The following is a 21750-nucleotide window of genomic DNA, read 5'->3' on the forward strand; positions in this document are numbered from 1 at the left end:
GGGTTCCGCGCTCCTCCCTTCACCCGTTCCGCGCTCCCCCACCCGGGCCGGAGGGGGGGGAGGGTTCTCGGCGGAGTGGGGCTAGCGGTTGCCTGGTGCCTTCGCTTCCCTGCCGCCACGGTCGTCGTCGCTTCGCGGCCTGCCCGCGCCGCGGCCACGGCCGGGACGTTTATCGTTGCCCGGAAGGACCTGTACCACTGAGGGGCGTGGGACCGCTGCGTCGCCGCGGCGCGGTTTGCTGCCAGCAGTGACATAGTCGGGGAACAGCGAGGTTTGGTTCCCCCAGACGCCGTTCTCCCCGGGGTGCTGGACTGCAACGAAAACGTGGCGTTCCTTGTCCCGGATGATCGGCCCACACGTCTCGCTGTCCCGTGGTACGGCGAGGAACTGTTCCACCTTGCCGCGTTCCTCCCCTTCGAGGGTGACCTGAAACAAGCCGTCGCAGTACCCGATGGTGCCCGGTTGCCCGTCGGTGGAGATCCACAGATTGCCGACCGAGTCGAACGCCAGGTTGTCAGGGCATGAAATCGGCGAGACTTTTTGTGCTGGAAATCCGCTGAAGTACACGGTGGGGTCATTGGCCGGATCACCGCAGACCATCAACAGGTTCCAGGTGAACCGGGCAGAGGTCTGGTCTCCGCCGTTCTCGGTGATTTCAACGACATGTCCCGACCGGTTGGCGGTTCGCGGGTTCGACTCGTCAGCGGGCGAGTTGGCTCCGACGCCGCGGTTGGTGTTGTTGGTACACGCCACATACACCTTGCCGGTCAACGGGTTCGGCTCCACGTCTTCGGCCCGGTCCATTTTGGTGGGACCCACCTTGTCGGCGGCCAGCCGGGTATAGACCGCTACCTCAGCCGCGCTCATTCCCGGCACCGCTGACTTGTTGTTGACGATCAGTGGCAACCATTCGCCGACGCCGTCGAACGCCCCGTCGGTGGGCACTGTGCCCGAGCCATCAATTTCGGGGGCCGAGTTGCCTTGGAACCGGGCCACATACAGGGACCCCTCCGAGAGGAGCGTCATGTTCTTCCGCCGTGCTGCGGGAGTGCCGGCAGTGTCCATCCGGTTCCGGGAGACGAACTTGTAGAGGTAATCGAACCGCTCGTCGTCGCCAGAGTACGCGACCACCCTGCCGTCGCCAGCCACGATCACGTTGGCGCCCTCATGCTTGAAGCGGCCCAGCATCGAATGCTTCTTCGGTGTCGAGGTCCGGTCGAAGGGGTCCACCTCGACGATGTAGCCGAAACGGTTCGCTTCGTTCTGGTATCCCTTGTTTCGGGTATCCAGCCGTGGTTGGTCGACCTCCCAGCCGCGGGCCGTCGGAGACGCGGTGAGTCCGTACCTGCGGTCCGAGGCGCTGGTTCCCGGGCTGACGAAGTAGCCGTTGAAGTTTTCCTCCCCGGACAGGATGGTTCCCCAGGGGGTGGTGCCGCCGGCGCAGTTGCCGAGGGTTCCGAGAATGGTTCGGCCCGCGGGATCATCAATGGTTTTGACCAGATCGGATCCGGCGGCGGGCCCCGTCAGCTCGTAGGGGGTGTCGAGCAGGAAGCGACGGTTCAGCGGCGCGCCCTGAACATACTTCCAGGCCTTGGAGGCGTTGTGCCGCTCCAGTTCAACCACTGTCAGGCCGTGCGCTGCGCGGCCGATCCCCCGAACCTCCGCGGCCGGCAGACCAGGTGGGACCATGATGGGTTCGTTGGTGTACTCGTGATTGACAAACATCACGGCCCGTCTGCCCTTGCTTCCCGGCAGATCCAGGATGTCCGTGTAATCGCAGTTGTAGCCAAACTGCAGTTGCTGTGCGGCCTCGGACTGGTTGAACACGTCGAACACCGGCGACTCGCGGAACAGGGGATCGCCCCAGCGGATAATCGGCTGCCAGGTGAAGCCCTTCGGCACCGTGAAGTCATCTACCAGGGCATCCACCGGACGGATCGGAGTGAACTTCAGGTTGCTCCGGGGCCCCCGCTTTTGGAGGGCGACGGCGGGCGCCAGCTGAGGGTCTGTCGGCGCCCGGGTGCCTGTCTGGCCACCAACGATGAGGGCCAGCGCCCCGACAGCACCGACGCCAAGGACGTTCCGGCGGGAGTACTCAGAGGAGACGACATCTCTGAAATAGCTGTTGTCGGACGTGTTGCAGACTGCCGAAGCGCACGCATTGTCACACTTCAACGCGCACGTCACCGCGCTGCGCTTTCCATTCGTGTGGCCAAGCATGGGCAAAAAGCGCTTCTTCGTGTCACTCATGTGGTGCCTTCCTGCAGCGGAGCGGGGTGAGCAGCTTCCACAGTGACAAGGCCGGGCCAACACCGCGGGCAATCCAGGTGACCGTAGGGTGAACTTCCGCCTTCAGCCAGGCCGCAGACTCTGGCCGATCTCGGCTCAGGTCACCCCGGATCGGGTGGAAGGGGTGGGCGATCTAAGCGGAGCCGAGGAGGTCCCGGGTGCGTGCCAGCCGGTCGAGCCACCACTTGGTTCGGTCGGGATCTGCCGCGAAGCGCTCGAGCAGGTCATCGGAGACCTGGACCTTGCCGACCGCCAGCCATCCGCCGTCGGGCACCAGCGACTGCTCGGTGACGTCGCCACGCATCAGGGAGACCGTACCCAGTCCACAGGCGTACGGTAGCTCCGGCAGCGCGGCCGCGAGCGCCACCCCGGCGCTGATTCCCACCGAGGTGTCCAGAGCGGAGCTGACGACGGCGGGAAGCCCCGCCTGCGCGACGATATCCAGGGCCCGCCGGACCCCGCCAAGAGGCGCAGCCTTGATGACCAGTAGGTCAGCAGCGTCCTCGCGTGCCACGCGCAACGGGTCGGACTCTTTCCGGACGGATTCGTCGGCGGCGATGAGGACGGGGATACCCCGACGGCGCAACTCGAGCCGGACAGCGCGCAGCCCGTCAATGGCCATCACAGGTTGCTCCGCGTACTCAAGGCCATGCTCGGCCAGCAACGTCAGGGCGGGAACGGCCTCGGCAACAGCCCAGCCGCCGTTAGCGTCAACGCGCAGCCCTGCAGCCGGCAGCAGCCGCCGTACCTCGGCGACGCGGGCCAGGTCGTCAGCAAGGGTCTGGCCCCGTTCGGCGACCTTCACTTTGACCGCGGTAACCGGACCAAACCGGGCAAGCACCGATTCGACCTCGCTGGCAGGGACAGCCGGGACAGTCGCGTTGACTGGCACCTGCTCACGCACAGCAGCGGGGAAGCCCTCCCAGCCGGCCTCGAGTGCCCCCCGCAACCACGGCGCGGCCTCCGCATCGTCGTACTCGGGGAACGGGCAGAATTCGCCCCAGCCCGCCGGTCCTTGAACCAGCAGCGCCTCACGGTGCTGAACCCCGCGGAAGGTCACCCGCATGGGAATCGAGACCACGCGGGCCGCAGCACGGAGCTCGGTGATTGAGGGAAGTGTACTCACGGGTTCAGGCTACGCGACCGGATTCAGGCTCCGCGACGGTCACTGCCCCCCGGAGGTCGCCGGTCAGGGCACCGGGCGGAGTGCCGACTGGACGATCACCGTATCCGGCCCAAACTCACGGTCATAACGGTTCTGGCGGGTACCGTCGTCATAGTCGACTGCGATCACCAGATAACCGTTCGTGATGGACGAGTAGATCACCGGGTCGCCCGACGCCATGATGTCGAGCTCGATCCCCTCAAGGGTTGCCGCAGCATTGGGCCCGGGATTCGCTGGGTCCAGCCGCGGATCGAAGTCGGCCATCGGGTCGTAAAGCGACAGCGGGATGGGGTCCTGGGTGCGGGTGAAGGCCGTACCGTCCCAGGTTCCCTGGACGGCGTAGGTGCCCCATGTCACCCCGGAGGCAGTTTCGGACTGCTCGACGGCGGTCCAGTCCCAGTTCAGCAGGTCCACCGGGCCACCGCAGTGTGGCGGGTAGGACTCCCCGACCGCGCCCAGGCAAAGCTGCGGAGGATCATCGCCCTGCTGCCAGACGGTGGTCTGGGCCAGTACCTCCCCTGCCGCTGCGATGCCGCTGGCCGGGGATGGATCAGGCGCCATCGGATTGGAAGGGCCAGAACCGGTCGGCGCCGACGCTGGACCCCCGACCGCGCCGCACGCCGATATTGCCACCGCGATCGTGGCGAGCGACACTAACAAGAGCCCAGCATGCCGTCCCATGCTCTCATTGTCCTGAGCCGGACCGGCGTCGCGACCTACCGAAAGATCACGATTGGATTACAGAAGAGCAGCGCCAGTATGGAAGTCTTGCAGGGTGAGCTCACAGACATCCGCGAACCCGACGGGCAGGAAACTCCCCGCCGCCCGGAACCCATCGCTGTTCCTGCTGGGTTCCCTGGTGTGTGCCGTGGCGCTGGGCTGGACCTACTGGGCGTTCGTGCGGACCAGCACCGGCCAGTTCGCGGACGAATCGGCCTGGCGTGAGGCTGGCTTCGCAGCCCCTGACTCCCAACAACCCTTCCTTCAGTTTCTGGACAGCCTGCCGGCGCTGTCGGTATTGATCGCCGCGGCGGTCATCCTGTTCGTGACGCTCCGCAGACAGCGGTGGTCGGCCGCCGTGATCGCCCTGGGAACCATTGCCGGGGCCAATCTCACCACTCAGGTCCTCAAGAATCTGCTGTTCGATCGCCCCGACCGGGGTGTGCCGACACTCGATTTCAACTCGTTGCCATCCGGCCACACCACTCTCGCCGCGTCAGCTGCTGCAGCGATTTTCCTGGTGGTCACTCCGAGGTGGAGACCGTTGGCTGCCGCAGCGGGCGGCACCTATTCGGTGGCGGCCGGCGCCGCCACCTTCCTCAACCTGTGGCATCGTCCCGCTGACGTAATCGCGGCCTTCCTGGTGGTGGGTACGTGGACCCTGCTCGGTGGTCTGCTGATCATGCGGTTCGGCAACTCCTGGAACGTGTGGTCCGGCTACGGAGAGCACTGGGCGGCCTCACGGTTGTGGCTTACCTTCTGCTGGGCTGCAGGGGTTGCGGGCCTCGCACTCGGTGTCATTCTGTACCTGTATGTTCAGCTCATCGGCCCAGCACCCGTCCCCGGAACGGCCCGCATTCCGCTCTTTTTCTGGTCCGGGCTGTCAATGATTGTTGGGGTGGGATTCACCCTCAGCGCCGCTGCCAGCTGCCTGTTCAGCCATCAGGCACGACGCCGCGAGAGCTAGGTCCGGACGATCGACGTCGACCGCTGCGGAGGCACCCAGATCCACAAGACTGCCGCGGCAAGGAGGCCCAGCCCGCCAGTCGCCCAGATGCCTGCGGAGAGGGTCGCGACGGCGGTGACCGCTGCAAGAAGCCCCGGGCCGGTCATGGTCCCCACATCGCTGAGTAACCGCCAGATTCCAAGGAACTGTGGCCGGCCGGGATTCGGCGAGAAGTCAGCCCCCAGGGTCATCACGATGCCCGAGCCGATACCGTTGCCAAATCCGATCAGCAATGCCACCAGTAGCAGCCCCACCGCATCGGCGGTGAAGGGCAGCAGGATCAGCGCGACGCCCATGATCAGCATGCAGGGAACGGCAACCCACCGCCGTCCCTTGACGTCCATCAACTTTCCGGCCGGGTAGAAGATCAGCATGTCGATGGCGCCGGACAAGCCGTAGATCAGGGCAGTGGTGGTGACATCCAGACCGATATCCTGCGCCCAGAGCGGGAGCACCGCCTGTCGGGTGGCCCGGATGGCGGCGATCAGCAGAACCCCACTACCCACCGTCGCAAAAACCCGGCGGTGGGATCGCAGAACGGACCGGACCGTTGGGGCCGACGGCGGCGGGTCCGAGAGCCGCTCGAGTGCAGTGGATCCGTTCATCGCCGCCCGCCCGGGGGCGGCCAGCTCTGGCACCCTGCTGCTCAGGGCGGCAGCAGCGAGAGCTGCCCCGGCTCCTACCCAGTAAGCACCAGCCAATCCTGCAAAGCTCATGGCCAGAGCCGCCGCGAAAGGTCCGAGGAACACCCCGATCCTGGTGACACCGCCGAGCGTAGAGAGCGCCCTCGCCCTGAAGTAGATGGGAACGGCTTCGGTGAGGTAGCTCTGGCGGGCCAGACCGAAAACGGCACCGGCCATTCCGATCATGAAGATGGCGGCGGCGAATACTGCGAGGTTAGGTGCCAGCACAGCCAGCACCATCGCCGTCGAGCACCAGAGCGACGCCCCGACCAGGGCCCACCGCTCACCGAATCGGGTGGTCAGGAGCGTTGCGGGCACGTTGGTGATCAGGGAGCCGATCCCGGTGAGGGTGATGATCAGGGCCGCCGTCGCAATGTCAGCCCCGAGGCTGCGCGCCGAGAGCGCTATTACTGGAAGGATCGCTCCAGTCGCCATCCCGTAGAGCAGCGACGGGCCGTAAGCGCCGACAGCGATCGATTTGAGGTTAAACGATTCGCCCGGCACGCTTCTACTGTAGTCACCGGCGCCGTTCGCCCTGTTATCGATCAGGCCTCGGGGGTACCCCGCCCCACGAGAATCATCCCGACGACGGCGAGAACTCCGGCCGCCCCCTCAGCGACCGCGCTGAGGGCCTTTTCGAAGAACCAGATCGGTTCATACATGGCTGGAATGGGTCCGATGGCGGGCAGCTGGACGTAAGTCGACACCACCACGGCCGCGAATGCTGATAATGCCACCACCGCGGCAACGAGGTAGGACAACCGGCTGCCCCTGAGCAGGACGTAGAAGGCAGCCAGCACCGCAGCCGCCGCCTGCAGCCAGAACAGCGTGCCACCGCCCATCCCCCCTGGATAAGCGATCTGATAGTTGGCGGCGAGTTGCACATGGACGAAGGCATCGATCGCCAGTCCGATGGCGATCACCACGCGGAGACCGACTAAAATGGGGCGGTTGCGTGCGAGTACCCGATTGCTCATTCCTCGACGACCAGTGTGCTGATCATGCCTGGGTGCGGCGTGCAGAAGAAGGAGTACTCCCCCGCTTCCTCGGGTGCCGTGAAGGTGACAGTCTCGTTGGGGCCGAAGACCGAATCGAACAGGCCCTCCTCATCCGAGGTGACCGTGTGGCCGACAGAATCATTGTTAATGACTGTCACTTCGGCGCCCGGTGCCACCGGTCCGGAGACTTCGTACTCAAAGTCTGTGATGGTGATGACCACCTCTTCGGCCGCCTCGGCAGGGGTTTCAGCTGATTCGGTGGTCTCTGCTGGCGCTGCGGCTGGGCTGGAGGCCGCAGGGCTGCTGGTGGTCGCCTGGGGCTCGACGGCCGGGGTGCCAGTGTCGTCTGACGCCCCACACCCGGCGATGCCGACCAGTGCTACGGCCAACAGGATGCCTGCGACGGGATGGTTGATTTTCATGATGTGCCCTCCGGACGATTCCCGGCGCCCCCCGGATGGACCCGGTGGACGGCAGGCGTTGAAATCATAGTGTCATATGGCATTCGTCACAGACTGGCCGGCGGATTGTTCTCCGACCCAGTTGATGGACAGGGGCAAGCCTGGATCAGGAGGTAGCGGTCTTGTGCCACTTCCAGTGCGCTAGGGTGCGCAGCCGGATCAGCAGGGCCCTGGACTGTTCGGGACCGTAGGGCAGGATGGGGATGGCCTTCGTCATGTCCACTGACGCTTCATCCATCGCCACCTTGGTGACCCGCACCGCAGTCCGCATTTTATATAGCTGGGCCGTGACAAATTCGACGCCCACCGGGTTGCCGTGGCCCGGAACGAAAACGTCATAGAGGTCCTCCAGCGCGGCGATCTTACCCAGGGTGCGGATCCAGTCCGCAGGATAGGAGTCCTCAAATCCCGGGTCTGCGCCTTCTTCGACCAGATCACCGGTGAACAGCACGTTGCCTGCGCCGATCAGGAGATCGTTGTCAGTGTGGCCACGCCCCAGGTGGAACAGGGTGACGGAGATGCCGCCCAGGTCCAGGTCCACGGGACCACCGTCCACCACTCTGTTGGCTGGGTGGATGGCCGTGTGGGGACCGGCGTCGTCGGCCATGGCGGGCTCGAGCTCAGCGACGAACTGACGCTGCTGCTCCCCTGTCTGCGCCAGGTCTTCCGCGCAGCGTGCCGTGGCCCAGATGTCCGTCACCCCCTGTGCGGCGAAATAGGCGTTGCCGAACGCATGGTCGAAGTGGGAGTGGGTATTCACCGCGGTGACCGGCAGGTCCGTGAGTTCCCGGACGGCGTCGAGGATGGCGGCTGCCTGCGCGGGGCCGGCCCCGGTGTCGATCACGAGGGCCCGTTCGGTGCCGACGACGAGACCCGGGTTGACCCGGTAGCCGGCGTCGCGCAGTATCCACGTCTGCGGTCCCACTTCCCGCCAACGGGACTCGGTCTCCTTCGACACAGTGTCTACTGCTGGCGTCTCAGACATGGCTTCCTCTCAACAACTGTGGATGTGCTGGCCGTTCTACGCGCTGCTGGCACCCAGCAGCAGGACAGCCTGCACTGGGGCGTGATCGGACGGCCACGCACCACCGTACCGGGTGACGTTGATTCCTGCCCGCAGGACGGTGAAGTCTGGGGTGGAGAGGATCCAGTCGATCCGTTTGGCGCCGCGCCGCGGTTTACGATAATGGGGGAAGGTACCCCACTGTTCGGTGAGCTGACGGTGTGCGGCGGTCCAGGTGTCACGCAGCACTCCCGACCCGGTCAGGATCGTGTAGGGCCCGGACGGCGCATCAATATTGAAGTCCCCCATCACCATGGCCGGGAGTTCAGAGTCCCGCACGAGGTGTCGCAGCGTGTCCGCCGAATAGAGCCGGGAGCGGCGGGACAGATGATCCAGGTGGGTGTTGATCACCACGAAGTCCTTCCCCGTGGCGACATCCCTGAACCTGGCTCGGACGGCGATCCGGGGGATCCGGTTCCCCCACGACATTGAACCCGCGACGGTGGGTTTACTCGAAAGCGCAAACTGCTGCCAGTCGAGGAGCTTCAGCCGGCGACGGTCGTAAAAGAGCGGGCACTGCTCACCGTTGCCGTCGGCGTTACGTCCCCGGCCAATGCCTGAGTAGTCGGGTCCGAGCCCGGCGCGCACCGCGTCCAGCTGGGAGGGGAGTGCTTCCTGGACGCCCAACAGGCTAGGTTGCTCCTCGCGCAGGAGCCGGGTCACCAACGGCGCGCGAACCGCCCAGGAATCACGGTTGCTGGGCATCAAGTGCGGCATTGACCGTCGGATATTGAAGGTCATCACGTGATGCTCAGGGGCTGCTACCGGGCCGATGAGCGGTACGGTCACCGCTGGGCCGCTCGCTTCAAAGGTCTGCAAGCACGGTGCCCGGATTCTCGATTGCGTCCGCTACATACCGCAGGAACCCACCGGCAACTCCGCCATCACACACCCGGTGATCGAAGGTGAGAGTGAGCTCGGTGATTTTCCGGACGGCCAGGGCGCCGCCCACCACCCACGGCCGGTCAATGATTCGGCCGATACCCAGAATCGCAGCCTCAGGGTGATTGATGATGGCTGCGCTACCGTCGACGCCAAACACGCCGTAGTTGTTCAGGGTGAACGTCCCCGAGGTCAGCTCGGCGGGCGTGGCTTTGCCGTCCCGCACGACGGCGGTAAGTCGGCGGATCTCCGCATCCAGCCCGCGGGCGCTCAGCGTGTCTGCGCGTCGGACGCAGGGCACCATCAGACCTCGATCGGTTTGCGCAGCGATCCCCAGGTTCACCCCGTCAAAGCCGAGAATTTCCTGCCGGCCCTCGTCGTCGGTCACGAGTCGGGTGTTTAGTTCCGGATACTTTGCCAGCCCGGCCGTCACGAACCGGGCCACGAAAGCCAGTAACCCGGGGGTATTGTCGGGGCTGGTCGCCTTGAGCAAGGCCCTGAGGTCCATCAGGGCTGTCGCGTCCACATCGACCCAGACTGTTGCCTCGGGGATTTCCCGGCGGCTACGGGCCATCGTGTCCGCCACCGTCTTCCGCACCCCCTTCATGGGAGTTCGGGCGGCAATCTTCAGCCCCGACCTGCGATCGGTGTCCACGCCCGCCTGATCCTGGGCAACACTGTTGCCGCTGTTGTCGGCGGGTGACCCGGTGATCGTCGCGGGGCCGGCCGCACGGCTGATCGCCTGCTGCACATCCTTGCGGAGTACCAATCCGCCGGTGCCCGAACCGGTGAGATCGGCAGGGGAAAGGCCAGCATCACGGGCCAGTTTGCGGACCAGCGGGGAGATGAAGAGCGGTGCAGCACCGGTCGGCGCATCCGACGGGCCAGCAGCCGCCCTAGGCGCGGACACCTGCGCGGCGGTTTCCCCGGGTGCGATGGTCTGGTGCTTTGGCCGCCGCCGGCGGCCGGAGGTGAGCCCCCCGGGTGTGCCATAGCCGATCAGGACGTTCCCCGATCCTTCGTCGGCAGCGGGAGCCGCGACCGGCTCCGAGGATTCGGGTGGGGTGATTCCGGCTCGTTCTTCTTCGCGGTAGGTTTCCTCGGCAACCGTCGGTGGCGCCTCGCCCGCTGGCTCGGCGGCGCTGGGGGCACCTGCAGCCCGGACCGAGATGAGCGGCTTGCCGACGTCGATGGTCTCTCCGGCACGACCGTGAAGTTTCTCGACCACACCCGCAAAGGGCGACGGCACCTCCACCACGGACTTGGCGGTTTCCACCTCGGCGATGGTCTGATCCACCACGACGACGTCACCCTCCGCAACCAGCCAGTTCACCAGCTCCGCTTCAGTGAGTCCCTCCCCCAGATCGGGGAGATTGAAAATCTGGAGGGCAGTTCCCGGCGCGGGTGCACTAGTGGTCATAGCGCTCATGCCTGATCCTCCCACTGCAGCTCGTCAACGGTGTCCAGAATTCGGTCAACACTTGGTAGAAAGAAGTGTTCCAGCTTCGGCGATGGGTACGGGACATCGAAGCCCGTGACACGCCGGACCGGGGCCGCCAGCGAGTGGAAACAGCGTTCCTGGATGCGCGCGACGATCTCTGCAGCGACCGAGGCAAACCCGGGTGCCTCAGCGATCACCACGGCCCGGCCGGTCTTGCGCACACTGGCACACACGGTCTCGTCGTCGAACGGAACGATTGAACGCACGTCAATAACCTCGAGCGAGCGCCCCTCCTCCGCCGCAGCCGCCGCTGCGGCCATAGCGGTGGGCACCGAGGGACCGTAGGCAACCAGGGTGGCGTCGGTGCCTGCGCGCGCGACCACTGCCCGACCGATCGACGGCACTGTGGAGGAGGACTCGAAGTTTTCCCTGAGTTCCTCAAGATCCAGCACTTCCTTGGACCAGTACAGCTTCTTCGGCTCGAGGAAGACCACCGGATCCGGGTAGCGGATGGCTTCACGCAGCATGGTGTAGGCATCCCGGACTGTTGCCGGGGCCAGGACCGTCAAACCTGGGGTGTGGGCATAGTAGGACTCCGACGAGTCGCAGTGGTGTTCAACTCCGCCGATGCCGCCAGCGTAGGGGATGCGGATCACGATCGGTAGCTTGACCTTGCCCTTGGTGCGGTTGGGCATTTTCGCGACGTGACTGACTACCTGCTCGAAGGCAGGGTAGGCGAACGCGTCGAACTGCATTTCGACCACCGGGCGCATCCCGTTCATCGCCATGCCGACGGCCATCCCCATGATTCCCGCCTCGGCCAGGGGGGTGTCAAAGCACCGGTCTGTGCCGAACCGGGCGGTGAGGCCATCGGTGATCCTGAAGACCCCACCCAACGCTCCAACGTCCTCGCCAAACATCAGCACCGATGAGTCGGCCGCCATGGCATCGGCGAGCGCAGCGTTCAGGGCCTTGGCGAACGTGACTGGCTGGGCGGTAGATCGTTCCGCCTGCACAGTGCTGGCGTCGTCCCGCAGGCGTTCAGTGGTGTCGGTCATGGTGTCACTTCCTCGGCGGAATGTTCCCGGCTAAGTTCTCCACGCAACAGTTCGGCCTGTTCGCGTAGCTGGCTCGTTTTCTCCGTGAAGACATAGTTGAACAGGTCTTCGGGGTTGACCACCGGATCGGTGTTCAGTCCGTCTCTGAGGGTGGCCGCCATTACCTCGGCGTCCGCCGCGATACGGGTCTCGCCGTCGTCGTCGAGCAGGTTCAATCCGCGCAGGTAGATGCGCATCCGGCTCAGCGGATCCTTCGGGATCCACTTCTCAACATCGTCCGGGGAACGGTAGCGGGAGGGGTCGTCAGCATTGGTGTGGGCCTGCATCCGGTAGGTGTGCGCTTCGATCAGGGAAGGGCCCCCGCCGTCGCGCGCCCGGTCAACCGCCGCGCCAAGGACCGAGAGCAGGGCGGCCAGGTCGTTGCCATCCACTCGCTCGCCCGGCATCCCGTACCCGATGGCCTTATGCGCCAGCGACGGCGCGACGGTCTGCGACGCAAGGGGCACCGAAATGGCGTACTCATTGTTCTGGATGAGGAAGACCACCGGGACGTGGAAGACCGCCGCGAAGTTCAGGGCCTCGTGGAAGTCACCTTCGCTGGTGGCTCCGTCGCCGCACAGGGCAAGCACCACGGTATCCTCCCCCTTCAACTTGGCCGCATGAGCGACCCCGACCGCGTGGAGTAGCTGCGTCGCCAGGGGGGTGGCCTGCGTGGCGACCTTGTGCTCCAGCGGGTCGTAGCCGGAGTGCCAGTCACCGCGCAGCAGGGTGAGAACTTCGAGCGGGTCCACCCCGCGGGTGATCACCGCAACCGTGTCCCGGTAGGTGGGAAACAGCCAGTCCTGACGATCGATGACGACGGCGGCCGCCACCTGGCAGGCCTCCTGGCCGTGGGATGAAGGATAGACAGCCATCCTGCCCTGCCGCACCAGGGCATTGGCCTGATCGTTGATGCGACGGCCGATGACCAGCTTCTGGTAGGCGCTCAGCAGACGATCGCTGTCCGGAAACGGGTAGGAGTCGTTTGGGACCTTGACACCGTTCGGGTCCACCAATTGGACGGGAACCGCCGAGGGGAGCATGTCAGCGTCCTGTCGGCCCGGGGTGTCTACAGTGCCGTGTGCGAGTGTGTTGCCGCTCGAGATGGTCATCTCCGCCTCCGTCATACCGCCCGCTGGGGCGGCAATTAGCTTGATCCCACGAACCCGGATGGCGCCGAGCACTGGATGCTGTGTCATCCAATTATGGACTTCGGTTCCTATTCGTATCCACCAAACGCTAAACTTGCAGACTGATGCTCGCATTGCGGGATCATTGGTAGACGAATTGTAAATGTGAGCTGCGTTACCTGGAAAGGTGTAGACAAAATGGTGGATCAGCCGTTGGACGAGGTGGACCGGAGAATACTTGCCGAGCTCACCAGGGATGGCCGCCAATCGGTCACCGTAGTGGCAGAGAAGGTGCACATCTCCCGCGCACACGCTTACTCCCGTATTGCCCGGCTCACGGATTCGGGAGTGCTCACCAAGTTCACTGCGCTGATTGACCCGATCAAGGCAGGGCTGCGGTCATCTGCCTACGTGACCCTCAAGGTCCAGCAGCACGCATGGCGGGAATTGCGCGAACAGCTGCGGTTAGTCCCTGAGATTCACCACATCGCCCTGGTGGGCGGGGACTTCGACGTCATCCTGCTGGTTCGGGCTGAAGACAATGTGGGGCTGCGGCGGGTCATTTTCGATCAGTTGCAGTCCATGCCGGGCGTCATGGACACCCAGACGTTCCTGGTGTTCGAGGACATTGACACTCGTTGATCAGAGCTGGCGCAACACACCGATGCGCGACAGGAACACGGGGGTGGTGTGGCCAAGGTGCGGTCTCTGACTGGTGGTGACATCCCGTTCTGAATGTCACCCTCCCCCATGAGACGCTGCGAGACCGCTCCCTGGCCACACCACCAGTAAAAGTCATTGCCTGAGGAAAATACCTAGAAATCCGCCGTTGTGACTAAATGTTTTCGAAAAGTTATAAACTTTTTGCATCCAAACGCACTCCCGGGACTGCACCGTTAACTGTTCGGGCGGTGGTCAGCCTTTAAATACGGGTTTTCGCTTCTCCTGAAAGGCGGTAAACCCTTCCGCGTAGTCGTCGCTGCGGCACAGCTCGCCCTGTGCGACGTTCTCGGCGCTGATTGATTCCCAGAGCCCCAGCCGCCGGTCGCGGATGCCGGCGACTAGTTCCTTCGAGGCGCGGAAAGCCCCCGTTGCGCCGGAGGCCACCCGTTGAGCGGTTTCGCGGGTCCGCGGTAGCAGATCTTCGGCTGGCATCACCCGGCTAAACAGGCCAGAAGCGACGGCGTCAGCCCCAGTCATCAACTCGGCCGTATAAATCAGGTCCAGGGTGCGGTGAGCGCCAAGCCGCTCAGTGAACAGCCAGTGCCCGCCCGAATCGAGGGTTGCTCCAAGCTTGGCAAAGGGGGACCCGAGTTTGGCGTTCTCGGCCACGTAGACCACATCGGTGGCGACCAGCAGCCCCAGCCCGACACCGAGGCAGGCACCATGGGCGGCCGCAAACGTCGGGGTGGGGAAGGCTGCCATCTTTTGGAGCAGAGGCGTCACCAGCCCCTCCAGGTAGGCGACGGCGTCGTCGGTCTCCGGCTTGACCTGGGAAATATCGCGTCCCGCGCAAAAAGCCCGGCCCTCACCACGGAGCACCAGCGCCCGCACCGTTCCGGCGGCGGCGGCAGCGCTCGCTTCGTCGTAGGCCCGGGACAAACCACCGAGTGCTTCTTCATCAAGCGAATTGAGCTTGGCTGGAGCGTTGAGCACAATTTCCGCGACGTTGTTCTCAATGGTCAGATCAATCATGGTCAATGCCTTCCGGTCTGGTGCCTTCAGCCTAGCGGGGACCTCTCCAGGTCCTATCCAGCCTGGGCTGCCTGGGCCGCCAGCGTGCCACGCAGAACGCTCACCCCTGAATGCAGGGGGTCACCGTCGAGGGGCTCATCGGAGACGTCGACGATCGGGAAAGCCGCGAGATCCACGTGGTCGGGGATTACCAGTGAACTGGTGCCGCCCCCGACCACCCCGAGACTATACATTTGCGCCAGGTCCGGTGCGATCAGCCACACTTCCTGGTATCCCTCGGCTTGATCCTCGGTCACGGTGATCTGCAGCGTGCGCACGCCGTCGCCCGTCGTCACCACGCTGGCGCTACCCGCGGCCGTGAAGCCGTCCAGCGGGTCCAGTTGGCTTTGCGCAACCACTGTCGGGGTGACTTCCGCTTGTAGCTGCTGAACCGCCCACAACGCTCCCGCACCGGTCAGGGCTCCGGCGGTGACGGCTGCGATCAGGAATTTCGGGGTGAAGGTCCGCTTTTTCGCCCGCACCTGTGACAGTTCGGAGACCGGGGTGGCGTCCTGAACCGGTGAGGGGTACGTCAGCGGGTCGGTACTGAGCGCAGGCTGCAGGCCCAGTTCCTGATGAATTGCAGCCCACACCTGGGAATCCGGTGACTCCAGCGTCGCCCCGGCGAAATCCCCGCGGGCGGCGAGCACCACACTGTTCAACTCCCGCACCTCACTGGCACACGCGTCGCACCCATCGAGGTGAACCTGCGAGTCTGTATCCAGGGGTTCGTCCAGGGCAGCCATGCTGACGGTTCCCGGGTCAAGGTGTTGCATTCCAGGTCTCCAATCGGCTGCGTAGTTGGGTGAGGCTTCGGCGAATATGGCTCTTGACAGTGCCGAGGGGCAAATCAAGCCGGGACGAAATTTGTTGGTGTGTTAAGTCTTCGTAGAAGGCGAGCCGAAGGATTGATTGCTGTGGTTCGCCTAGTAGTTCCAGTTCTGAATTGAGCACCACCCGGTTGGCTACGCTCTCTATCTCGTCAGCGCCCCTTTCCTGCTCCCGCGGACCGTCGACCGTGTGAACCCGCTGGACCAAGCTGTCAGTTTTTTGCCGGGCAGCCTGGGCATCGGAGACCAGGTTCCGGCTGATGCCCAGCAGCCAGGCGGGGAGGCTCCCCGCACCGGGACTGTACCCCGAACGGAAGCGCCAGGCTCTGACGAACACTTCCTGGGTGACATCGGCGGCTGCCGACCGGTCGCCGAGTGACCGAAGCGCCACGGTAAAGATCAGTGGGGAGAAACTTTTGTAAGCGAGGGCAAGGGCATGCTCATCGCCCGCTGAAAATTCGACGTCGCGCTGTGGAGTCCACTCATGGCCTGGAGGTGTCAAGCTACTCTCCTTACGGCGCGGCCGCGTCTCTTGTGCCCCCCGCTGGGCATCCTCACCGCTGAGTCACTGCTTTCTGACTCGTTCAGAGCGGCGAGGCCGTCAGCACAACATTATCCTCATAATCATCCTTGTCTACTAGCCAGTCTCCTCCGCAGGTGATGATGACCAACTGGTGCTCCCCATCACGCTGGAAAATTTCCGCGGTGTTGAGGGTTGCTTTGGGTTCGTGTCTGACATCGGTCACTTCATATTGCACCGGCTCCGCGTTCTCGCGACCGACGGTGATCAGGGTGCCTACCGGCACGTCCTTCAGCTGGGTAAAGGGCATCACTTCCGTCCCAATGTCGATGTGGGCTGCGAGAACGGCGTTGCCAGCTGTTGCCCCCGGTGCTGGGCCGTAGCGATACCAGCCCGCCTCATAGAAGCTTTCCGGTATTTCCATTTCGTTGTCATCCTCAATCCCGACGTCGATGACGCCGACCTGGATGTCGGTGCCTGCGATATCCAGTGAGACGGGTGACGGCGTCGCCTGCGCCAGAGCGCCGGTGGCGGGTCGGATGGCAACCCCCGAGGTGACAACGTCGCTCGCCGGGAGGTCGGCGTCGTCGAGCGGTGTCTGGGTGGTCACCGGCCCCGGGGTGGTGGCGGGAGCGGTGGCCGAAGCGGTGGCCGGCTGCGGGTCAGGAGTAGGTGACTGAGCAGATGGCGCGGCGCACCCGCCAGCGAACAGACCAAAAGAGGCGGCCAGTAGGACGGCTACGGAACGGGAGGATGTGCGAGGCAACGGCTTGAGCTTTCACTGGGTCCGGCAAACGGGCTGCTTTGAGGGTGGCAAACAGGTGGGCAGGGTAAGGAGCGAGAGGGTACCCCCACCCTGCCCACACTGGCTTACTTACCGACGCGGGCGGTGCGGACCCGTGCGGCCACCGCTGCGCCCGACAGGAGCACCAGGCCGAGGGCCCCTGCTCCGAGGATGGCTACGGTGTTGTCTTGAGCTGGACCGGCCTGGGCACCGGGTACAGCCGCGGGGTCGGAGTGCAGCCCCTCGATGACCTGGGTGGCGAGGGCAAGATTGCCGTCCTCAAGGCTTCCCCAGGCGTAGACGATCGTCGCGGTCCCTTCGCCGAGGGTCAGGTCTGCTGGGCCGATGACCGGATCGGTGGTTCCGGTGGCAGCAACCGAGGCAGAGATCGTTCCGGGATCGGTGGTCAGGGTCGCTTCGTCCGGGTTGCTGAGGTTCTCAACAACTACCGCGTCACCGGCGAGGACGTCAACGGCTGGGGCGGCAGCGGTGTGACGGACGGTCAGCCGTGACTGTCCGGCCTCGACCGCCGAAACATCGTTCGTGTAGAAGTTGGCGGTCGGGGCCCCCTCGGCGTCGAGGTTGGCCGTGGCCGTGTAGTTTCCACCCGCCGCGAGGGTCACCGCAACTGGACCGATCACGGGCTCACTGGCGTCAGCGGCATCGGAGGCCGTCACCGCCAACTCGTAGTCGCCCGCTGGAAGCTCAAGGGGACCAGCCAGCTCGCCGGGGGTGAAATCGTCGAGGGTCAGGTCACCATTGACATAGACGTCGACCGTCAGATCGGGGACAGCGTGCAGAACTGACAATGAGGCCGTATCGGCGGTCTCGGTGGCTACCGCCGGGGCGGCAACCGAGGCGGCGCCGAGTACGGCGACTGCACCTACTGCATAAAGACTCTTGCGCATTTTCTTGCTCCTCACTCGGGCCCGGGTGGGCCACCAGATGCTTACACCCGGTACTACCGTCGGCGGGGGCTCTTTGGATGCAGCAGGAGCAGATTTTCTGGAAAAGATTCAGGCGTCGTAGTCCACCGAGACCGCATCGCTGGTGGGACGGGACTGGCAGGTGAGGACGTAGCCCTTCTCGATTTCGTCCGGCTCCAACGCGTAGTTTTCTTCCATCTCCACGGTGCCGGAGACCAGTTTCGCGCGGCAGGTACCGCAGACCCCGCCGGCGCAGGCGAAGGGCACATCTGGCCGGACCCGCAGCGCTGCATTGAGGATGGACTCCCGGGCATGGGTGGGGCTGGCGACCTGGCCCTGCAAGCCGTCGAGGTTGAACGAGATGGTGTAGTTCTCGCCGCTGTCGTCGGCACGGACGGGGCGGCCTATCTGGCCCTCGGGACGGGTGGGTTCGCCGGTCGAGAAAAGCTCAAACCTGATCTTCTCGGGGGCGACGCCGCGCTCCCCCAGGGTGTCGCGGCACAGCTGGACGAGTTCGAAGGGGCCGCAGAGGAACCACTCGTCGACGTCGTCGGTCCGGATCACGGTGCCCAGCAATTTTTGCAGCTTGTCCGCATCGATCCGTCCGCTTAATAGCGGGGAGATGCGCTGCTCGCGGGACAGCACATGGTGCAGCGCGAACCTCGCCGGGTAGCGGTCCTTCAGGTCGGCGAGCTCCTCCAGGAACATGACGTCCATGGCCGCCTTGTTGGCGTAGATCAGATCGAAGCGCACATTCTCGCTCGCGGCAAGGACCGTTCGGGCGATAGCAATCACGGGGGTGATCCCCGATCCGGCGGCCACCGCAACGAACGTGCTCTCTCCGGCGACATCGAGGTTGTGCTGCAGGTGTTCCGGACGGTTGAGCTCGTTCATCTCATGCTTCGAGATGAACTGGCCCATGGGGCTCATCACGTCGAGCCGGTCACCAGCCTTCAACGATTCGTTGGCCCAGCTGGAAAACACGCCGCCAAGATCCTTCTTGATCGCCACCCGGATCTCGCCGGGCACCGGTTCAGCGCAGATGGAATAGCTACGGCGCACTTCGACGGGTGAGCCGTCGACGTCGAGGGTGGTGCGCAACGCAACGTACTGGCCCGGCAGGTAGTTGTACTTGTCGGTCAGATGGTCGGGAACGGCGAAGGTGACCTCGATGGCGTCGCCGGTGAGCCGTCGGACCTCGGCGACGGTGAGTTCGTTGAAGGCCGTGCGGCGCTGGGTGGACGGGGCGAGCTTGACTGCCATTTAGTGCACCTTGAAGTAGTCGAAAGGTTCCTTGCAGTCCTGGCACACATAGAGCGCCTTGCAGGAAGTGGAACCGAAGCGGGTGAGTTCGCGGGTATTCAGGGAGGAGCACTGGGGGCATTTCACGCTGAGGCCCACCCTGACCGGGCCCGCCGCGGCCGTCCCGGAGGGCGGGGCGATGCCGTACTCGTTCAGTTTGGCTTTGCCGGCGCTGGTCATCCAGTCGGTGGTCCAGGCCGGCGCGAGGGTGAGTTTGACCGATACATTCTGGTACCCGTGGACGGCGAGCGCACCGGTGACGTCATCGCGGATCGCGTCCATGGCCGGGCACCCCGAGTAGGTGGGAGTGATGGTCACGGTGACGGCGCCGTCGTCGTCGAGCCTTGCCTCGCGGAGGATCCCCAGGTCCTCGATGGTGAGGACCGGGATCTCGGGGTCCACCACGGTGGCGGCGATGTCCCAGATCTTGGCGGCCTCGGCGCTGACGGGCCGGTGGGCGGTGTTGGTATTCGCGATTTCGGTGCTCACTGGTGTCGCCTCCGTTACCAGGTGGCGCCGGGGTGCTCGCGGGCGAGTACCTGCATTTCGGCGAGCAGGTAGCCGAGATGTTCGCTGTGCCTGCCGTGGCGTCCGCCGCCGACCGCTGCAGGTACGGCAGGAATCTCGAGTTCGGCCTCAGCAAACAGGGAGGCGAGGAGAGAATCAACCGGTGCGCGCAGCGTGCTCGGTCGGACTGCCGCATCGCCGAGCGTGTCGATGAGCTGGTCGTCGACGAACAATTCCTCCACATAGGGCCAGGTCAGCTTCAGGCCGGCGATCATGCGGCGGCGCGACTCGTCGGTGCCGAGGGCGAGGCGCAGCACCCACTGAGAGCTGTGGTCGCGGTGATAGTCCACCTCTTTGACGGCCTTCGCCGCGATGGCGGCGAGGGTCGGATCGGTCGAGTGCATCAGCCGCGAGTAGAGCTCGAACTGGTAGTGCGAGACCAGCAGTTGGCGGGCGATGGTGCGGGCGAAGTCGCCGTTGGGCTGCACGAACAAGTGCGCGCAGCGGAACTCCGGTTCGCTCCTGAAGTAGGCAAGATCGTCCTCGGTCTTGTCCAGGCCGTGGCCGGCGTAGCTGAGGAAGGATCGCGCGTGGCCGATCAGGTCCAGGGCGATGTTGCCAAGGGCGACATCCTCTTCCAGCTCCGGCGCCCGTGAGATCCACCAGCCGAGCCGCTGGGCGAGCATCAGCGAGTCATCACCGAGGCGCAGCGCATACTCGACGACGTCGGCGCTCGGCTTCAGGTCTGCCGCGGCAATGTCCTCTGGGCGCAGCGCGTTGCCCGGCGTGATGCGGGTGGCGCTGGCATTGGATTCGCTCACAGGTGCTTCACCCCATCGCTCTTCGTGTAGTACGTGGCGTGCCGGTAATCCTTGCCCTGCGGGGATTCGAAGAATTGTCCCTTGGCATCCGGGTCGCTGGTGATGATCGACGACGCCGGCACCACCCACAGACTGACGCCCTCGTTGCGCCGGGTGTATAGGTCCCGTGCGTTCCGGACCGCCATCTCGGCGTCGGGCGCGTGTAGCGAGCCCGCGTGCACATGGGATAGACCGCGGGAGGACCTAACGAAGACCTCCCATAGCGGCCAGGGCTGGCGCTTCTCGGGAGCTACCGGGGCTGGTGCTGTGGAGCCGTCGTCGCCAGTGGTTGAACCGCCGGTCATCTAGGCCGCCTTCTGCTGTGCTGCTGCTGTGGCCCGCTTGTCGGCGTAGGCTGCCGCTGCTTCGCGCACCCAGGCACCGTCTTCGTGGGCTTCCCGACGGCGTTCCATCCGCTGGGCGTTGCAGGGCCCCCGGCCGGCGAGGACTTCCTTGAACTCGTCCCAGTCGAGTGGGGCGTGCTCCCACTGCTGGGTGTCTTCATTGAACCGGATCTGGTCATCGGGGAGGGTCAGGCCGAGCACCTTGACCTGCTCCACCATCATGCCGACAAAGCGTGAGCGTAGTTCGTCATTGGAGAACCGCTTGATGTTCCAGGCCATCGACTGCTTCGAGTTGGGCGAATCGTCGTCGGGAGGGCCGAACATCATCAGTGCGGGGGCATACCAGCGGTTGACGGCGTCCTGGGCCATTTCCTTCTGGGCTGGGGTGCCGTTGGCCAGTTCCAGCAGGATCTCGAAGCCCTGGCGCTGGTGGAAGGATTCCTCCTTGCAAATCCGCACCATGGCACGACCATAGGGCCCGTAGGAGGCCCGGCAGAGGGGCACCTGGTTGGCGATCGCGGCGCCGTCGACCAGCCAGCCGATAGCACCCATGTCAGCCCAGGTGACGGCGGGGTAGTTGAAGATGCTTGAGTAGCGGGCCTTACCGGCGATCAGGTCCTCGGTCATCTTGTCCCGTGGCGTGCCAAGGGTTTCGGCCGCCGAGTAGAGGTACAGGCCGTGGCCTGCCTCGTCCTGGACCTTGGCCATGAGGATGGCCTTGCGCTTGAGGGAGGGAGCGCGGGAGATCCAATTGGCCTCGGGCTGCATGCCAATGATCTCGGAGTGGGCGTGCTGGGAAATCTGACGCGCGAGGGTCTTCCGGTAAGCCTCGGGCATCCAGTCGCGGGGCTCGATCCGGGAGTCCTCGCTGATCAGCCGATCGAACTGTTCCCGGCCGGCCTGCTCGTCCGGGGTCTCGGACGGCATCTGGTCAACTGCTGGCGCTGTTGCCATGGTGGTCACCTCACTGTGAGCGTCGAAAGTACGCGAAGTCGGCCGCAGATTAAT

Annotated in this window: 23 protein-coding genes; 2 read left to right on the top strand and 21 right to left on the bottom strand. The window is 64.8% G+C overall.

What is annotated here, in order from left to right; genetic code table 11:
• Positions 1 to 81: 81 nt before the first annotated feature.
• The 3 genes from ABD059_RS10845 to ABD059_RS10855 all read right to left on the bottom strand — a co-directional run bounded on the left by ABD059_RS10845 (position 82) and on the right by ABD059_RS10855 (position 4135).
• Entirely contained in the window at positions 82 to 2250 is a 2169-nt protein-coding gene (locus ABD059_RS10845) for a PhoX family protein (protein ID WP_343879878.1), read from the bottom strand.
• 172 nt (positions 2251 to 2422) lie between these two features.
• Positions 2423 to 3415 (bottom strand): o-succinylbenzoate synthase, encoded by a 993-nt coding sequence (locus ABD059_RS10850; RefSeq protein ID WP_343879880.1) that lies wholly within the window; start codon positions 3413 to 3415, stop codon positions 2423 to 2425.
• 63 nt (positions 3416 to 3478) lie between these two features.
• The gene (locus ABD059_RS10855) at positions 3479 to 4135 is read right to left on the bottom strand and encodes a hypothetical protein (RefSeq protein ID WP_343879882.1); all 657 of its coding nucleotides are present in this window, start codon (positions 4133 to 4135) and stop codon (positions 3479 to 3481) included.
• Between the two features lie 94 nt (positions 4136 to 4229).
• Here ABD059_RS10855 and ABD059_RS10860 point away from each other — a divergent pair, with 94 nt between their 5' ends.
• Positions 4230 to 5141 (top strand): phosphatase PAP2 family protein, encoded by a 912-nt coding sequence (locus ABD059_RS10860; protein WP_343879884.1) that lies wholly within the window; start codon positions 4230 to 4232, stop codon positions 5139 to 5141.
• Here ABD059_RS10860 and ABD059_RS10865 read toward each other — a convergent pair.
• From ABD059_RS10865 to pdhA, 8 genes are all read right to left on the bottom strand, one after another.
• Entirely contained in the window at positions 5138 to 6367 is a 1230-nt protein-coding gene (locus ABD059_RS10865) for an MFS transporter (protein WP_343879886.1), read from the bottom strand. The two genes, ABD059_RS10860 and ABD059_RS10865, sit on opposite strands and share 4 nt — an antisense overlap.
• 41 nt (positions 6368 to 6408) lie before the next feature.
• Positions 6409 to 6840, bottom strand: a complete 432-nt coding sequence (locus tag ABD059_RS10870; protein WP_343879888.1) for a hypothetical protein — start codon at positions 6838 to 6840, stop codon at positions 6409 to 6411.
• On the bottom strand, positions 6837 to 7283 hold the full coding sequence (locus ABD059_RS10875; protein WP_343879890.1) for a cupredoxin domain-containing protein: 447 nt from the start codon (positions 7281 to 7283) through the stop codon (positions 6837 to 6839). The genes ABD059_RS10870 and ABD059_RS10875 overlap by 4 nt, the downstream gene beginning before the upstream one ends.
• Before the next feature lie 145 nt (positions 7284 to 7428).
• Positions 7429 to 8307 (bottom strand): MBL fold metallo-hydrolase, encoded by an 879-nt coding sequence (locus ABD059_RS10880; protein WP_343879892.1) that lies wholly within the window; start codon positions 8305 to 8307, stop codon positions 7429 to 7431.
• Between the two features lie 36 nt (positions 8308 to 8343).
• A complete protein-coding gene (locus tag ABD059_RS10885; RefSeq protein ID WP_343879894.1) occupies positions 8344 to 9126 on the bottom strand; it encodes an endonuclease/exonuclease/phosphatase family protein in 783 nt (260 codons plus the stop codon).
• Positions 9127 to 9190: 64 nt separating this feature from the next.
• Positions 9191 to 10696 (bottom strand): dihydrolipoamide acetyltransferase family protein, encoded by a 1506-nt coding sequence (locus tag ABD059_RS10890; protein WP_343879896.1) that lies wholly within the window; start codon positions 10694 to 10696, stop codon positions 9191 to 9193.
• Complete coding sequence (locus ABD059_RS10895) at positions 10693 to 11766, bottom strand: alpha-ketoacid dehydrogenase subunit beta (protein ID WP_343879898.1); 1074 nt, start codon at positions 11764 to 11766, stop codon at positions 10693 to 10695. Before ABD059_RS10895 ends, ABD059_RS10890 begins: the two co-directional genes overlap by 4 nt.
• Complete coding sequence (gene pdhA / locus ABD059_RS10900; RefSeq protein WP_343880552.1) at positions 11763 to 12848, bottom strand: pyruvate dehydrogenase (acetyl-transferring) E1 component subunit alpha; 1086 nt, start codon at positions 12846 to 12848, stop codon at positions 11763 to 11765. The genes ABD059_RS10895 and pdhA overlap by 4 nt, the downstream gene beginning before the upstream one ends.
• Positions 12849 to 13133: 285 nt before the next feature.
• Here pdhA and ABD059_RS10905 point away from each other — a divergent pair, with 285 nt between their 5' ends.
• The gene (locus ABD059_RS10905) at positions 13134 to 13577 is read left to right on the top strand and encodes an Lrp/AsnC family transcriptional regulator (RefSeq protein WP_343879900.1); all 444 of its coding nucleotides are present in this window, start codon (positions 13134 to 13136) and stop codon (positions 13575 to 13577) included.
• Positions 13578 to 13850: 273 nt separating this feature from the next.
• On the opposite strand, the gene ABD059_RS10910 is transcribed toward ABD059_RS10905, so the two are convergent.
• The 10 genes from ABD059_RS10910 to paaA form a co-directional block, all read right to left on the bottom strand.
• Positions 13851 to 14630, bottom strand: coding sequence for an enoyl-CoA hydratase/isomerase family protein (locus ABD059_RS10910; RefSeq protein WP_343879902.1), 780 nt, complete (start codon positions 14628 to 14630; stop codon positions 13851 to 13853).
• Between the two features lie 53 nt (positions 14631 to 14683).
• Positions 14684 to 15445, bottom strand: coding sequence for an anti-sigma factor domain-containing protein (locus ABD059_RS10915; protein ID WP_343879904.1), 762 nt, complete (start codon positions 15443 to 15445; stop codon positions 14684 to 14686).
• Positions 15432 to 16001 (bottom strand): RNA polymerase sigma factor, encoded by a 570-nt coding sequence (locus tag ABD059_RS10920; protein ID WP_343879906.1) that lies wholly within the window; start codon positions 15999 to 16001, stop codon positions 15432 to 15434. The genes ABD059_RS10915 and ABD059_RS10920 overlap by 14 nt, the downstream gene beginning before the upstream one ends.
• 82 nt (positions 16002 to 16083) lie before the next feature.
• Complete coding sequence (locus ABD059_RS10925; RefSeq protein ID WP_343879908.1) at positions 16084 to 16785, bottom strand: class F sortase; 702 nt, start codon at positions 16783 to 16785, stop codon at positions 16084 to 16086.
• A gap of 104 nt (positions 16786 to 16889) precedes the next feature.
• The gene (locus ABD059_RS10930) at positions 16890 to 17711 is read right to left on the bottom strand and encodes a DUF4397 domain-containing protein (RefSeq protein ID WP_343879910.1); all 822 of its coding nucleotides are present in this window, start codon (positions 17709 to 17711) and stop codon (positions 16890 to 16892) included.
• A gap of 108 nt (positions 17712 to 17819) precedes the next feature.
• Complete coding sequence (gene paaE, locus ABD059_RS10935; protein ID WP_343879912.1) at positions 17820 to 18992, bottom strand: 1,2-phenylacetyl-CoA epoxidase subunit PaaE; 1173 nt, start codon at positions 18990 to 18992, stop codon at positions 17820 to 17822.
• A complete protein-coding gene (paaD, locus tag ABD059_RS10940) occupies positions 18993 to 19520 on the bottom strand; it encodes a 1,2-phenylacetyl-CoA epoxidase subunit PaaD (RefSeq protein ID WP_377959550.1) in 528 nt (175 codons plus the stop codon). It lies immediately after the preceding gene.
• A gap of 14 nt (positions 19521 to 19534) precedes the next feature.
• Positions 19535 to 20359, bottom strand: coding sequence for a 1,2-phenylacetyl-CoA epoxidase subunit PaaC (gene paaC / locus ABD059_RS10945; protein WP_343879914.1), 825 nt, complete (start codon positions 20357 to 20359; stop codon positions 19535 to 19537).
• Complete coding sequence (paaB, locus tag ABD059_RS10950; RefSeq protein ID WP_343879916.1) at positions 20356 to 20703, bottom strand: 1,2-phenylacetyl-CoA epoxidase subunit PaaB; 348 nt, start codon at positions 20701 to 20703, stop codon at positions 20356 to 20358. Before paaB ends, paaC begins: the two co-directional genes overlap by 4 nt.
• A complete protein-coding gene (gene paaA / locus ABD059_RS10955) occupies positions 20704 to 21696 on the bottom strand; it encodes a 1,2-phenylacetyl-CoA epoxidase subunit PaaA (protein WP_343879918.1) in 993 nt (330 codons plus the stop codon).
• Positions 21697 to 21750 lie beyond the last annotated feature (54 nt).

Origin of the sequence: Arthrobacter flavus (genome assembly GCF_039526005.1) — a bacterium.
Lineage (GTDB): Bacteria > Actinomycetota > Actinomycetes > Actinomycetales > Micrococcaceae > Arthrobacter_D > Arthrobacter_D flavus.